The following is a 12,323-nucleotide window of genomic DNA, read 5'->3' on the forward strand; positions in this document are numbered from 1 at the left end:
GCATCAGTCGAATTCGAACATGGCTTCCCGGCACATCGTGTCATACTCGTCCTGGAAGAAGAACTTCTCTTCGCCAAAGGCGGGCTTCAGTTGGTGCAGCCATGTGGCATCGGGATTGAACCTGGCGAAGAAGGGGCGCTGAACCCAATCGGGATTCCGCCCCTGAATAAAGCGCAGGACAAACACCTTTTCTCCTGCCACTTCGGCGACGCCTTGCACCTCGATTTTGCCCGGGCCGGCACTCATGCTCGGTCCACGGGCGGTGCGGGCCAGGCCTGAGACCTGCTTCATGGCGTCGCGATAGATTTCCCAGGCACGAACCAGGGGCAATTCAAAATAGCGCTTCGACCCCGTATCGCGCTCGATAAACATGTAATAAGGATAGACCCCCAAGCGGGTCTGTGTCCGCCACATGCGTGCCCAGACATCGGCGTCATCGTTGATGTGGCGAATCAGCGGCGATTGACTGCGGATGACGGCTCCGGTAGCGCGTATGCGGCGAATAGCCTCATGGCAAAGCTCCGTCTCCATTTCACGCCAATGATTGAAATGAGCCATGAACGCTACCTGTTTTCCGGCGCCTACCGCCCTTTCGATCAGCCCAAGGAGCTCTTCGGCATCGCCGTCGGTGACAAAACGCTGCGGCCAAAAGGAGAGTGCCTTGGTGCCAATGCGAATATTGGTGACGTGATCGAACGCCGGTTCCAGCAGAGGTTCCAGATAAGCCTTGAAGTGCCGGGTCTTCATCACCATCGGGTCGCCTCCGGTGATGAGTAGATCGGTGACTTCGGTATGCTTGCGCAGATAGTGGTGCAGCTGACTCGCCTCGTTGGTGGCGAAACGCAACTCCTTGTCACCGACAAACTGTGCCCAGCGAAAGCAGAAGGTGCAATACGAGTGGCAGGTCTGGCCCTGGCTGGGGAAGAAAAGTACCGTTTCTCGGTATTTGTGCTGTATGCCTTCGATCCGCTCTTTGTCGACCTTGGGGACGTTCAGCTCCCGTTGCCCGGCCGGATGGGGGTTGAGGTCATCGCGGATGGCACTGGCAGTCTCCCGGATAACGGTGCGGTCGGCGCCTTCGCGGAACAGTGCAGCCATACGCCCGAACTGTTCGGGCGTCAGCATCCCCGGCTGCGGGAACGTCAGCTGAAAGAGAGGGTCCTGCGGGATATTGCTCCAGTCGATGAGTTCATCGATGACATACTGGTTGACCCGAAACGGAAGAACACTGGCCACCACACGCATCGCGAATCGCTGTTCTTCCGGCAGCTTCTGGACTTGCGGAATCTGATCGATGTGCCGCTCGGTATAGACCTTGAAGCGCTTGGTCGAACCGAAAAGTCCTTCCGGCGTCACTGACGGTTGTTTGATCTGTGCTGCTATCTTGGTCATAAAGCGAGAAAAATCCGGGCTCGAAAGATTGACTGACAGTGCCTGTGGGAGGCACAGAATCACGGGAAGAGATTATTTGAAAAACGCAGAATGTCCCGCTATTGGCGGGAGAAATTCTTTATAACAAAAAAGGGTAGGCAGAAGCAAAAAAAATTCCCGCTCGAAAATTACGGGAATAGGGGGTTTGGGCGCGCTTGCGGCCCGTGCGAAGAAAACCGGGTGGCAGGTTCTGAAAATACGGTTTGAGAAGGATTATCTCGGTTAGCTCGTGCCTGTGGCATCGTTTCTTCCGCAAATGCTAGAATGTGGGGCTATTGCGGGGCCGTAGCTCAGTTGGGAGAGCGCAGCAATCGCACTGCTGAGGTCAGGGGTTCGACTCCCCTCGGCTCCACCAGATGACCAGTACCATCCCTTCGTCCCGGTAGCTCAGTAGGATAGAGCATTCGCCTCCTAAGCGAAGGGTCGCAGGTTCGAATCCTGCTCGGGACGCCATTTTTCTTTTGCTTGCTCTGCTGCTCCACCTGCCCCGCAGGGCGCTTCACTTTGCGACGACGAATTGAACCTCGAGGAGCCTGCCGTGGTCCTCAAGGTAAGCAAATCTCGTGTCAATCACACCCTTCAGGCAAACGTAGGCCGCCTCCCGGATGTGACGGACCCGTTGCGCCTGACCGGGTTCGCAGTTTCGGCCTGTCTGGAGCCGGTTTCAGCCATGAGCAGTGCCGGGCGTGTGTTAGACTGAACACAAGTCAAAGCACGGGCGAATGATTACGCTTCGGGTGCCGTTAATGAGCCATACGATTGTCGGCGTACCTCCTCGTAATCCGATGTGGATCTATGAGGAGAACTACAGATTGCTTCTGCATCTCCTACCGGAACAGACGAAGGAGGGGGATACTTTTGCGCTGGCCTCGGATAGCACCCAGGGCGAGCTGAACGTGCACGTGCTAGAGGTGACCCGCTACACCGCCACACTGCTGCTCGCCAAACCTTTTTGCGTGGATCATGATTGGCTTTCCGACCTCTTAATGAAGGTGCGCGTTTACGATGATGCGGGCGTCATGGAGGTGATGGGCTACCAGGGCTGCGATCGCATCCCCGCTCGTTATCAGGTCGCCGACGCGGGTCGCTTTCATCGTGACGAAAAGCGCCAGGTCAATTATCTGCTGCACGATCTGCTACGCCACTGCCTGCGCCATGGCTACCGGCTTAGCAGTCCCGGCATCACGAACGCCTGAAAGTTGCCCGAACGCGGTATCACCTGCCGTTTAATGCACCAACGAAGAGACACACCTTTTCAAGGCAGCATAATCCGAACGTCTTTTCCTACGCCTTCCGCTCGCTGGGATCGGTCTGCATTTTCAGATAGTCGTACAGATCGCTCAGGAAAAATTGCCGGTTTTCGTCATGCTGGAAGTGGGACAGCGTGTGAAGCTCGCCCCGGCTATAGCGCCGTGCCACATCCAGAAAGGGGGCCGGCAGGGTCTGATTAAACGGGGAGGGTTCGCCAAGGAGGCGAATGACTTGCAGGAAAAGCAGTTCGAACCGATTGCCGCCGGTCTCCGTCACCTGACGGAGATCAGTACGATACAGCCGCAACAAAGCGACATAATCTTGTGCCCGGGGCGGTCTCATGGCCGGAATTATCCGATATCTGGTGCTATTTATCCCAAAAACCGGTCGCCCACACAAGCACGACATGTCTCGAGCTGGCGTTTTGGAGCCTCAGGCGAGCTTTTCTGTGTAGTTAAAGCGAATAAGCCTAAATGGGCATTATTTAAATGTCCATCCCCTGACTGGCTGATTGCGGACCAGGGCCGGTCCGTCCGCCCCGATGACAAGGGGTGGCTGGCGGGTCGTGACCTGTCCATGTGCATGGCCGTGGAGCTATGCCGGTCTTATTTGCCCACCGCGCAAATGTTCTTGCCCAGTTCGAGCTCCTGCGCCTTGCGCGCATCGGGACTGGCTAGGCCCGCGTTGGCCCGCTTGATCTCCACGTAGGCCTCGGGAAACTCCGGCAGACTGGACAGGACATAGTCGCGGAAGGCCGCTTCGCCCTCGGCCAGCTTGCGCAGCCCGGGGTTGTGCTGCTTGAGCTCACCGAGTGAAGCGCGATAGACGCCGTTTTCGTCTCCGGCGGAGAGTTCGCTGAAATGGGCCGGCAGTACCACCGTTTCGTCGGGCAGTTCCTCCATCCGCTTCAGCGAGGCGTACAGCAGCGGCGTCCACGCGTCGGCCTTGCCGCCCAGGTCGGGGCGCGCGATGGACTCCAGGAAGAGGCTGTCGCCGTTTAGCAGAAAGTGTCCGTCGATGAGAAAGGCGACCATGCCCAGGGTGTGGCCGGGATAGTGCAGCACCTTGATATCGGCCCGCCCGAGGGTGAACGTCTGCTGTGACTCCAATGGCCGATACGGGATGCGCGCCGGCAGCATGTCCATAGGGTGGATGGCATCGTAGGGGTGCAGGTGGTACGGGACGTGGTCCCGCTCGCTCAGCTCCGGCCCGCCGCTGAGGTGGTCGGCATGGAGGTGGGTATCCAGCACCCGTTCGATCGTGGCACCAAGGTCTGTGACCAGCCGGTGATACTCCTCGATGTGCCGTAGCGGATCGAAGATGGCGGCGCGGCCGTCGCTCACCAGGACGTGGCTCACGCAACCGCGGGCCGGGCGCACCACCTGGAAGAGCGAGTAGCGCTCGTTCCGATCCACAGGGCGCGAGTAGTAGAAATTGCCCCAGCCCTCCATGCCGCCTTCCATGTTCATGGCATCGAATCCCAGGCGGTGCAGACCCTCGGCGACGTAATCCGAGGTATGGCCCTCCGCACACACCGCGAGAATCGGGCGGTCCCCGGGGAGCTGGTCCTTGATCTGCGCCTGCACGCCGCGGACCACCGCTTCGGTGATATCCTCGTCCTCGTCCTCCAGGTCGAGAAGATCAAAGTAGGGGACGTTCAGGGTGGGTACCGGGTGGGGACCTTCCACCCTCCAGGTTTCAAACTCGTCACGGTTGCGCACATCGAGGATGAACATCGGCTCGTCGCGCAGCAGTCGCTCCCAAACCTCTTGTGGATTCGCGGCGGGAGTGGCCCTCTTCAACATGAGACGCCTCCTTTTGGAGCAGGGCATGTGCGGACATCGGGCGATGTCGTCGCTTCGAATTATAGTCGACCGGTCTGGGCGGCTTGTGTCGAATTCGGAATGAGATGACCGATCATTCCGGCTGTATGGTCTCCCTCCCCTTGTTTTTGGGGTCGTTCACAGCGCGGGAGACCCGGACTACCTCCATCTCACTCGCCGGGTAGGGTTCCAAAAGGATTTGGTGAAGCTCGGCAAGATTCGGGGTGTCCGGATTTAACCATCTTCGATGCCACTCCATCTTGAGGACCGCGGGCATCCGGTCGTGATACCGAGCGGCGAGCTCGTTTGGCTCCGTCACGATAATGGTGAAGGTGTCGCGGGGTGGCCCCTCACCGGACCAGCGATCCCAGAGTCCGGCAAAGAACATCGGCTCTCCATTCCGGAACCGAAAATAGTACGGCTGCTTGATGGTTCCCTCCTTCCGCCATTCGAAGAACCCGTCTGCCGGCACCAGGCAGCGGCGGCGCCGGAACGAATCCCGGAACATCGGCTTGGTATTGACGCTCTCGGCCCGGGCATTGATAGGCTTCGGGCCCTTGCCTGGATCGCGGGACCAATGGGGAATAAGGCCCCAGTAGAGCGTTACCAGCTCCGGGCCGCCTCCATATTCGGACCAGCGTGCCACCAGGGGCGCTTCCGAAGGAGCGACGTTGTAGCGCGCTGCCAGGTCGCCGTACTGCCGATCGGTCGGCATCCCGAGCCGCTCCGCGTAAAAGGAAGTGGGGTGGTGCTGGTCGAATCGTCCGCACATCACAGCCGTCTGCGCAGGTCGTCGAACCTTCCGGAGTCATAGTCGGGCGGCTTGCACTTCACCCAGGCGGGCGAGCGGCGACCGGGGGTGTACCGGCTGTCGCGCCGCTTGGCGACAATCCCCTCAAGCCCCTGCCCGATGGCAGCGACGTAGAGGGCAGTCCCGGAATCGAAGTGCTCCGGGATGCAGACAGGGCCGTCTTCCGGCTCCAGCTCAAGCAGGTGCCGGCGCCGCTCCTCCAGGGGCAGCGCCATCATTGGACTGCCAGCCAGATAGAGGAGGTCAAACACCATGAAGGTGGTAGGCCGGTCGGTAGCGGTGTGGAGGATCTTCTGCGGATTGCGCATCGCGATGCGCCGACGAACGGCCTCGAAGCTGGGGCGGCCACCCTCGAACACCACCAGCTCTCCGTCGAGAACCGTCCCCTCAGGGAACTGCCGCAGCGCCTCGGCCACTTCCGGGAACTGCGCGGTCACCGTATGGAGCCGGCGGGTCTGCAGGCAGACCGCCTCGCCCACGTGCCCGATACACCGAATCCCGTCCCACTTGATTTCGAACAGGTGCGCAGGGGAGTCGAACGGCTCCGGTGCAGCCGACAGGAGCATCGGGGAGATTACCGAGGGAATAGGTTGAGTATTCATGCCGGATTTGACCGGTGCGCGGCGGGCGAGTTCTCGGACGGGCGGGCTCGGTCAAATTGACCTACCTGTCCGGCAGTTCCGTGCCACGACTCATGATCTCGATATAGCCCGCGTAGCTGAACAGGCGGTTGCGTTTCCGGGCGGTCAGCTCCTTGACGATGCCGAGCTGTTCCAAGTGGCCGAGCGCCTTGTTGACCGTGGCCGGAGTGATGCCGGTCTCTCCCACCAGCGAGCTCGAAGTGGTGATGGGATGCTCCATCAGCGCTCGGTGGACCTGCAGGGTGGATGCCGCCGCCCGAGCGCTAGCAGCGCCTGATCGAACTTGCTGCGCAGCTCCGGCGTCCAGTCGATGGGCAGCGCGGTGGGAGCGGCGCTGGCACGAAGGCCTGGGCCTTCTCACCCACTGTTGATATGGTTACGTATCTGCCTTGGAGTTCCCGCTTCACCCTGCCTGCCTCGAACCTAAAATAAGATACTTCTTTATTTTATCTTTAACGCATATCCAAAAATAAAAAGTCGGGAAGGAAAAATCAAGCGGATTTCCCGATTGGCCGTTTCGATTCCCCGGACGACGTTCGACTCGCGACGCACATCCAAAGCAGAAAAAAGTTCGAACCACGGGGTGTTGTAGACCAAGAGGCGGAGGATAGTCTCGCGGCCATCTTCCGGTTTGTGATCAGCTTCGAGGGTTCTCCGGATGGGATGGTTATTGCGGTCGTTGACCCGTCGCCCCAGGTGCGCCGGGGGTATATCCCATGAGGATGGTGGGTCTCGTTGTCGACTTGTCCGAGCAGTTCCTGGAATGTTTTCGGTACACCAACTCGCGCATCGAATGATGACCTAAGCCAACCACCAAAAACGGCAACCAGCCGGGAACTCATATCAATCAAGAATGTAGCTTTATAAAGGCCAACCTGTCGAAAGGCAGGGGCGCAAAGCCACCGGTCTAAGGGTTCTTCGGAATCTATGATCGCGGGGCTGCCAGGTCTTCATCCTTTTCACTGCTACCCGCAGCTTCCGCAGCGTAAGGCAGGCGTTCACTGGCGAGCGCCCAACGACATCACCGATAAGGCGTTAGAGCGACCGGGGCATCCAGGGGACAGTTAACGCTAGGTGCGGCTGTACTTACCAGCATGGGAGCACGACGATTCGCTTCCGGTACCCGGCGGGTGATAGAGTTATTGACTGGTCAACTGCCCCGAGACCGGGCACATCGGTCTCGTAAAATCCCAGGAGAGCGCATGATTCGAAATGTCCTGCTTTTGGCGGCGCTTCTCGCGTTCGTCCCGTCCGGTGTATCGGCCCAGTGCGTGGAGGTTTCCGATACCAGCTTTTCCCTTTCGAAATCGGACTACGGCCTCTCGAAAATCGTCTGGAAGGCACTCCTGACCAATGGTTGCGAGGACGTATACGATGTGGATCTCATGGCCAATTTCCTGAACACCAAGGACGATCCCATTTATCGGCTGCGCTCCTACGCTAGTGTCGGGGCAGGGCGAAAGGTACGAGTGGTCAAAGACTCTCATATTCCGGACCGTTATCACGATAAAATCGTCGGTCTCGGTGTGAAGATCACTGATACCAGGAAGCGGGTCTACTGAAGAAATATATCCTTGCTTCGAATTAATCTGGAGACGGTAAGTGCGGGACTTTAGACACCTGGTCGAGGATAAAGATGAATTTCTGGGACGCCGCCGCCGGCGGCTGACATGGCGTGGCTTGCTGACGGTCATGGGCCTCTTGGCACTCAGCGCCGCTCTTACAGTGGGCATTTTCTTCTCGGACAAATTCTCCTTGGGCGATAGCTCCGGGGCGGCTGTGAGCCCCCTGAAGGAGAAGGTGGCTGATAGAGCGCCCAAAGAAGAGGAAGCCGACCTGCCGGTTCGGACCTTCGATCTGAAAATTCCACCGGCCTCCTGAAGAAAAGCCCCACCAATCGGCTGGAAGGAACTCTGCAGGAGCGGAGCTGTCACACCCGATGTTGGGGTTTTAGGGAGGCATACCAATAATGCTGCAATTAATCGTATTCGGAGCGGCCGCTCTGTGGCTGGCTTCACTGCTTGCCATCGTCTTCGGCCTCATCCCCTTGGGTAAGTAAGGTCTCATTCATCCGCACTGGTTCTCCGGCAAGTCCCTGAGACTCCGGTTTTTTTGCGACCGGTTACTGTCTTTTTTTTCCAAGGGAGGAACCGTGCTCCGTTCTGGAAGCTTGTACATTCTCGTCGCCTACATCGCAGGGCTCTACGCCGTGGCTTGGGCCCACTTGACGAACCGATTGAATGACGCCCAGCTCTATTTTTACGGCTCGGTTGTCTCTCTCATCGCAATCGCTGCCTTCGTTCTATTTCTCTGGCGCTCACTGCGCCAACGGTCGCATCCGAGATCGAAGCCAACCCGAGAGCACAGCAACGGTGAACAGCTTCGCCGCTAGTATCCAATTTCGATATTTGCGTACTCATAATCGGGTGCGATTCTGTTGAGGTTCGGGCATGTTAAGCTTCTCGCAATTGAGACAGACCCTAACCATTCACAACGCAGTCCCAGAGAACGGCATGAGGCGAATGGGACCTTGGAATCGTAGGTTGAACATGGTTTTTCGAAGTATCGAAATGTCGAAGTTGCGCTATCTGCTGCCGGCACTGCTTGCTTTTGGAACGAGCCAGGGCGCAGAAGGCAGTTTGGAGCAAAGGGTTCAGAGGCTGGAGCGGGTATTGGCGAGCCAGCCGTTGCTGGAGATGCTAACCCGCCTTGACCAGCAGCAGCGGGAGTTGGCGACCCTGCGGGGCACGCTTGAGGAGGTTCGCCACCAAATCGAAAACCTCAAGGAGCACCAGCGAACGCTCTATCTCGATACCGACCGCCGGCTCGTCCGCTTGGAGCGCGAAGGCATTACTTCAGAAAGGCTGGAGGCGGGTGCGGAATCCGATATAGCAGAGCCCGGAAGGCCCACGCCCGACTCCGGCGAGCTAATCGCCGAACGCGAGGTGTATCAAAAGGCCTTCGATATCCTGCGCGAGTTGCGCTACGAACCGGCCATTGCCGCATTCGAAGCATTACTCAAGCAGTATCCGGATGGCCGCTACGCCCACGTCGCCCGGTACTGGATAGGCGAGGCGAATTACGCGCGCGGGGAGTACAACCGGGCAATTGGCGCCTATCGCGCCCTGGTGGACAAGCACCCCGACAGCCCCAAAGTGGCGGAGGCCCTGTTGAAGATCGGCTACAGCTACCACAAACTCGAACAGAACGGAAAATCCCGCTCTATCCTTGAGAAGTTAACAAAAACCCATCCCGGCACCACCGAAGCGCGCCAGGCGGAGGCGTTGCTGGAGCGATTGGAAAAGCCGAACGCCTGATGCGGCGCTACCTCCATCCCGCCTAAACCTACACCGACGTCGGCGTTGGCGACGCTCATGACGCGATAGCCGTTGTAAAACGGGAATTGCGATAAGTAGAAGAAGGCTCTCCACCCGGTTTGATTAGGCCCTCCCTCCGCGTTTCACAAAGCGCCTTTGCCGCCACCTGCTGCGGATTATGGGCCGGCCCGCCCGCCCCGATGACAAGAAGTCGCGGGCGGGTCGTGACCTGTCCATGCGCATGGCCGTGGAGCTATGCCGGCCTTATTTGCCCACCGCGCAAATGGTTTCCGGCAGACGAGACGCTGCGCAGCGATCATGCGCTTGCGCGTAGGGTGGATGGCGAACTTTCCCGTTGAATTCAGGCAATAAAAAAGCCGTCCTGGGACGGCTTTGGGGCGGCGACTACCGAAAAGCGCGCGTATCCGATTGATTGTACTGGATAAGATGTTTTCGGTTTATCGCGGTTACCCCGATAGTTACCCCTGAATATTCCATGTCATTGCCGTTTGCTGTGCTCATCTTACATCCAATCATCCAGCGATTCCCCAAGCAGGTTTAGCTTCGCGGCCATACCGGCCAATGAAATCTGTACGAAAGCATCATGCTGGGCGGTCAGCCGCTCGAATGTGTCCCAGTGCATCCCCTTGGGCTTCCAGCCGTTGCCATTGAGGATGCCCGGCTCCCATCCCAGCTTGTCGCGGATTCTGTCCGCCCGCCGTGCCATCCTGTCGTAGCCCGCTTCCCGCTGGCTTGGGTATACCAACTGGTAACAGTGACGACAGGCGAAGATACCGCCGCCGTAGAGGATCGCCACGCGCCGGCCACAACCACGGGCAGGGCATAGAAACCAGGGCCGTTGCCCGCCAAGGTGGCAGGCGGTCCAGTCGAGATAGACAGGATAACTTTCGTCCCTCCAATCGTCGCCGCCGCTTCGGTGTCGATAGGTAAGGATTACCCGGTGCGGTTCAGTGCGCACGCGGATGGAGGCGACTACATCGCCATGCCGTGACCACTGCCAGCCGAAGGACTGGTGCGGGGTGAGCAGGCCATCCCGTTTCCAGCGCCGCACGTCGATGGAGCGGTAATCGTCGGTGGTGTCTTTCGCGCCCCAGTACCAGTGTCGCCCGCTACCCATGCCGCCCATGTCTGCCTCCAGATTTTTTAACCGAAATCATTTGGGAAATTCACCTTTTTGTTTCGGCCCTTGCGGGCCTTGGTTGGTCGTTATGGGTTTGCTGTGGCCTTGGTAAAAAGCGTTCGCAATATCGCCGGTCCGTATCCCACAATCCGGCGATGGCTTCCGGCTCACCTTTGGCGCAGTGGCCAAGGTGTGGGTGCCCGTGCGGTGATTGAATGCGCTCGAAGTGGATGCAGTCGCCGCAGCGAACGGAGCAGGGTCGCGGTATGGGTTTATTCGCTGCCCGGTTCCAGCACCACGGGCAGCCCAGCACCTCGCCGGTGAACCACAACCAGATCGGCCCACAGTGTTTGCATGTGGCTTGCTCGGTGTAGTGCTCCGGGCGTTTGCCCCGATCCATCTCCCGCCGTTGCGCCAGTGAGCGGGCGAACGCGGCCAGGGTATCGGCGCTGATCGCGCCCTTGCGCCAGTCGTCGATGTCTTCCGCTGCCAGTGCTTCCTTTACCTCGGTGGGTGTGATGTCGATTCCTTTGCAAGCGTCAGCCAGTGCCTCCAGCAACTTGGAGCTTTCCTGTTCTGAATCCCTATGCGCAGAATCCGCAATATCCGCACAATTACCTTGCTTGGTGGGTTTCTGCGTATTCTGCGAATTGTGCGCATAGGGTGTTTCCGCCAAAGGAGTCACCCCGAGGGTTTCGCGCCAGCTCATCGCCAGGCCCTCGCAATCTCCGGCCTTACCCGCACCATGGGCGAGGGAGGACGGCCAGGCCCATCACGCGGCGGTTCAATCACCTCCAGATAACCGCGTTCTTCCAGCGCCTCCAGGGCTTCGCGCAACATGGCAACACGGGGGAAGGTGCCGCGCAGGGCGTTGAAGGCTTCGCGCACGGTGAAGCGATCCAGTCGGCCCCGTTCGATCCAGTCCCACACCAGCCGGGCGGCAGCGATGGTGGGATCGGCCCCCATCATGTCCAGCGCCGCCAGACTGTGGCGGGTGATGATGGCCATGATCTCCAGAGCGGCGGTCATGGTCTCGGCGGTGATGGCGGCCTCCCAAGGCGTGCCGTGGGCGTGCTTGATCCCGTGCAGTACCCCGGCCAGGCGTGCCGCCGCTCCCGGTGCCTTGCCGGCCCAGTCGGTGAAGTGTTCCAGTTCCCGGCCCGGTTGCATCTGTACCTCGATGGCCTGGGCGAAGGCGTACCACTCCGCATAGGCTTCTTTGCTCAGGCGCAGCAGGTGGGGGCGTTCCTCGCCGTGTTCGTCGATGGCCGGTTCCCAATCCAGGATGGCGCGCAGTCCGGCGGCATAGGCATCTCGTACCCCTTCGGGGACGGGATTGGATTGCAGGGCGCGATAGCCCAGAGGGGAGGGCGGCAGCAGATAGAGAAACCGCCCTAGTAGTCCACGCCCCCGGAATCCCGGCTTGGCCGCCAGCCCCCGCAATACATCTGGCTGTGGGCTCAGGCCGATACTCAGACGCGGGCCTTTCAGGAAGACCGGCGGACGGCTGCCCCGGTCCACCCGCTCGGCATCGCCGCTATGGGCCTTCAACACCAGGTCCAGGTTGGGGATGCCGTTGGAGTAGCGGCCTTGCAGCAGGTCGAAGACGCCGCCCTCCGATGAGAGCCATGCCATGCACTCGCCATGCTCTGCCAGTAGTGCCCCCAGCCGTTCCGGTGTGGCGTCGGATGTCCATATCTGCGGCGGAGCGGGGGGCTCCGGCAGCTCGGCCTCGATGTCGGCAGCCTCCCGCGCCAGTTCCGCCGCCTTGCCGTTCTCCTTCTCCTTGGCGGCCTTGCCGCGCACCTCCTTGGCGCGGGCCTCCCGGGTTTTGCGCTCGCTGGTGATGCGCCTGATCTCCGGCTCCAGGATGGTGGCCTTATCGCGCTCCCAGGCCACCAATGGCGC

General features: G+C 59.7%; 12 protein-coding genes, 2 tRNA genes, 1 pseudogene and 1 riboswitch. Of the genes and pseudogenes, 6 read left to right on the plus strand and 9 right to left on the minus strand.

Annotation, left to right across the window (positions count from 1 at the left end; genetic code table 11):
* Positions 1 to 3: 3 nt before the first annotated feature.
* Positions 4 to 1,392 (minus strand): KamA family radical SAM protein, encoded by a 1,389-nt coding sequence (locus Q7L05_RS01510; protein WP_303901041.1) that lies wholly within the window; start codon positions 1,390 to 1,392, stop codon positions 4 to 6.
* Positions 1,393 to 1,710: 318 nt separating this feature from the next.
* Between Q7L05_RS01510 and Q7L05_RS01515 the strand changes: the two genes are divergently transcribed.
* From Q7L05_RS01515 to Q7L05_RS01525, 3 genes are all read left to right on the plus strand, one after another.
* Positions 1,711 to 1,786, plus strand: a tRNA-Ala gene (locus tag Q7L05_RS01515).
* A 21-nt stretch (positions 1,787 to 1,807) separates the two neighbouring features.
* Positions 1,808 to 1,884 (plus strand) — tRNA-Arg (locus tag Q7L05_RS01520).
* 293 nt (positions 1,885 to 2,177) lie between these two features.
* On the plus strand, positions 2,178 to 2,627 hold the full coding sequence (locus Q7L05_RS01525) for a DUF1249 domain-containing protein (protein WP_303901042.1): 450 nt from the start codon (positions 2,178 to 2,180) through the stop codon (positions 2,625 to 2,627).
* Between the two features lie 88 nt (positions 2,628 to 2,715).
* Here Q7L05_RS01525 and Q7L05_RS01530 read toward each other — a convergent pair whose 3' ends face one another.
* From Q7L05_RS01530 to Q7L05_RS01550, 5 genes and pseudogenes are all read right to left on the minus strand, one after another.
* Positions 2,716 to 3,024 carry a hypothetical protein gene (locus Q7L05_RS01530; protein WP_303901043.1) on the minus strand — a complete coding sequence of 103 codons (309 nt, stop codon included), beginning with the start codon at positions 3,022 to 3,024 and terminating at the stop codon, positions 2,716 to 2,718.
* 263 nt (positions 3,025 to 3,287) lie between these two features.
* Positions 3,288 to 4,487: an MBL fold metallo-hydrolase gene (locus Q7L05_RS01535; RefSeq protein ID WP_303901044.1), complete on the minus strand. Its 1,200-nt coding sequence runs from the start codon at positions 4,485 to 4,487 to the stop codon at positions 3,288 to 3,290.
* A gap of 112 nt (positions 4,488 to 4,599) precedes the next feature.
* On the minus strand, positions 4,600 to 5,277 hold the full coding sequence (locus Q7L05_RS01540) for an SOS response-associated peptidase (protein WP_303901045.1): 678 nt from the start codon (positions 5,275 to 5,277) through the stop codon (positions 4,600 to 4,602).
* The gene (locus Q7L05_RS01545) at positions 5,277 to 5,918 is read right to left on the minus strand and encodes an ATP-dependent DNA ligase (RefSeq protein WP_303901046.1); all 642 of its coding nucleotides are present in this window, start codon (positions 5,916 to 5,918) and stop codon (positions 5,277 to 5,279) included. The genes Q7L05_RS01540 and Q7L05_RS01545 overlap by 1 nt, the downstream gene beginning before the upstream one ends.
* A 61-nt stretch (positions 5,919 to 5,979) precedes the next feature.
* Positions 5,980 to 6,216 (minus strand): annotated as a pseudogene (locus Q7L05_RS01550) (winged helix-turn-helix transcriptional regulator); the annotation flags it as partial.
* A gap of 599 nt (positions 6,217 to 6,815) precedes the next feature.
* Positions 6,816 to 6,904, plus strand: a riboswitch (cyclic di-GMP riboswitch).
* A gap of 255 nt (positions 6,905 to 7,159) precedes the next feature.
* Between Q7L05_RS01550 and Q7L05_RS01555 the strand changes: the two are divergent.
* The 3 genes from Q7L05_RS01555 (at position 7,160) to ybgF (ending at position 9,274) form a co-directional block, all read left to right on the plus strand.
* Positions 7,160 to 7,519 (plus strand): hypothetical protein, encoded by a 360-nt coding sequence (locus tag Q7L05_RS01555; RefSeq protein ID WP_303901048.1) that lies wholly within the window; start codon positions 7,160 to 7,162, stop codon positions 7,517 to 7,519.
* A 40-nt stretch (positions 7,520 to 7,559) separates the two neighbouring features.
* Positions 7,560 to 7,838 carry a hypothetical protein gene (locus Q7L05_RS01560; protein WP_303901049.1) on the plus strand — a complete coding sequence of 93 codons (279 nt, stop codon included), beginning with the start codon at positions 7,560 to 7,562 and terminating at the stop codon, positions 7,836 to 7,838.
* Positions 7,839 to 8,527: 689 nt separating this feature from the next.
* Positions 8,528 to 9,274, plus strand: coding sequence for a tol-pal system protein YbgF (gene ybgF, locus Q7L05_RS01565; RefSeq protein ID WP_303901050.1), 747 nt, complete (start codon positions 8,528 to 8,530; stop codon positions 9,272 to 9,274).
* Positions 9,275 to 9,797: 523 nt separating this feature from the next.
* On the opposite strand, the gene Q7L05_RS01570 is transcribed toward ybgF, so the two are convergent.
* The 3 genes from Q7L05_RS01570 to Q7L05_RS01580 form a co-directional block, all read right to left on the minus strand.
* Positions 9,798 to 10,421 carry a hypothetical protein gene (locus Q7L05_RS01570; RefSeq protein ID WP_303901051.1) on the minus strand — a complete coding sequence of 208 codons (624 nt, stop codon included), beginning with the start codon at positions 10,419 to 10,421 and terminating at the stop codon, positions 9,798 to 9,800.
* 40 nt (positions 10,422 to 10,461) lie between these two features.
* Positions 10,462 to 10,974 (minus strand): hypothetical protein, encoded by a 513-nt coding sequence (locus tag Q7L05_RS01575; protein ID WP_303901052.1) that lies wholly within the window; start codon positions 10,972 to 10,974, stop codon positions 10,462 to 10,464.
* Positions 10,975 to 11,120: 146 nt separating this feature from the next.
* A partial coding sequence (locus tag Q7L05_RS01580; RefSeq protein WP_303901053.1) for a YfjI family protein occupies positions 11,121 to 12,323 on the minus strand: 1,203 nt, incomplete at its 5' end.

The organism is Thiohalomonas denitrificans (assembly GCF_016841685.1).
GTDB lineage: Bacteria > Pseudomonadota > Gammaproteobacteria > Thiohalomonadales > Thiohalomonadaceae > Thiohalomonas > Thiohalomonas denitrificans_A.

What these genes read in the sequence shown, in the direction of transcription:
- Q7L05_RS01510 (WP_303901041.1), bottom strand. Translation starts at nt 1,392, where the DNA reads ATGACCAAGATAGCAGCACAGATCAAACAACCGTCAGTGACGCCGGAA.
- Q7L05_RS01525 (WP_303901042.1), top strand. Translation starts at nt 2,178, where the DNA reads ATGAGCCATACGATTGTCGGCGTACCTCCTCGTAATCCGATGTGGATC.
- Q7L05_RS01530 (WP_303901043.1), bottom strand. Translation starts at nt 3,024, where the DNA reads ATGAGACCGCCCCGGGCACAAGATTATGTCGCTTTGTTGCGGCTGTAT.
- Q7L05_RS01535 (WP_303901044.1), bottom strand. Translation starts at nt 4,487, where the DNA reads ATGTTGAAGAGGGCCACTCCCGCCGCGAATCCACAAGAGGTTTGGGAG.
- Q7L05_RS01540 (WP_303901045.1), bottom strand. Translation starts at nt 5,277, where the DNA reads ATGTGCGGACGATTCGACCAGCACCACCCCACTTCCTTTTACGCGGAG.
- Q7L05_RS01545 (WP_303901046.1), bottom strand. Translation starts at nt 5,918, where the DNA reads ATGAATACTCAACCTATTCCCTCGGTAATCTCCCCGATGCTCCTGTCG.
- Q7L05_RS01555 (WP_303901048.1), top strand. Translation starts at nt 7,160, where the DNA reads ATGATTCGAAATGTCCTGCTTTTGGCGGCGCTTCTCGCGTTCGTCCCG.
- ybgF (WP_303901050.1), top strand. Translation starts at nt 8,528, where the DNA reads ATGTCGAAGTTGCGCTATCTGCTGCCGGCACTGCTTGCTTTTGGAACG.
- Q7L05_RS01570 (WP_303901051.1), bottom strand. Translation starts at nt 10,421, where the DNA reads ATGGGCGGCATGGGTAGCGGGCGACACTGGTACTGGGGCGCGAAAGAC.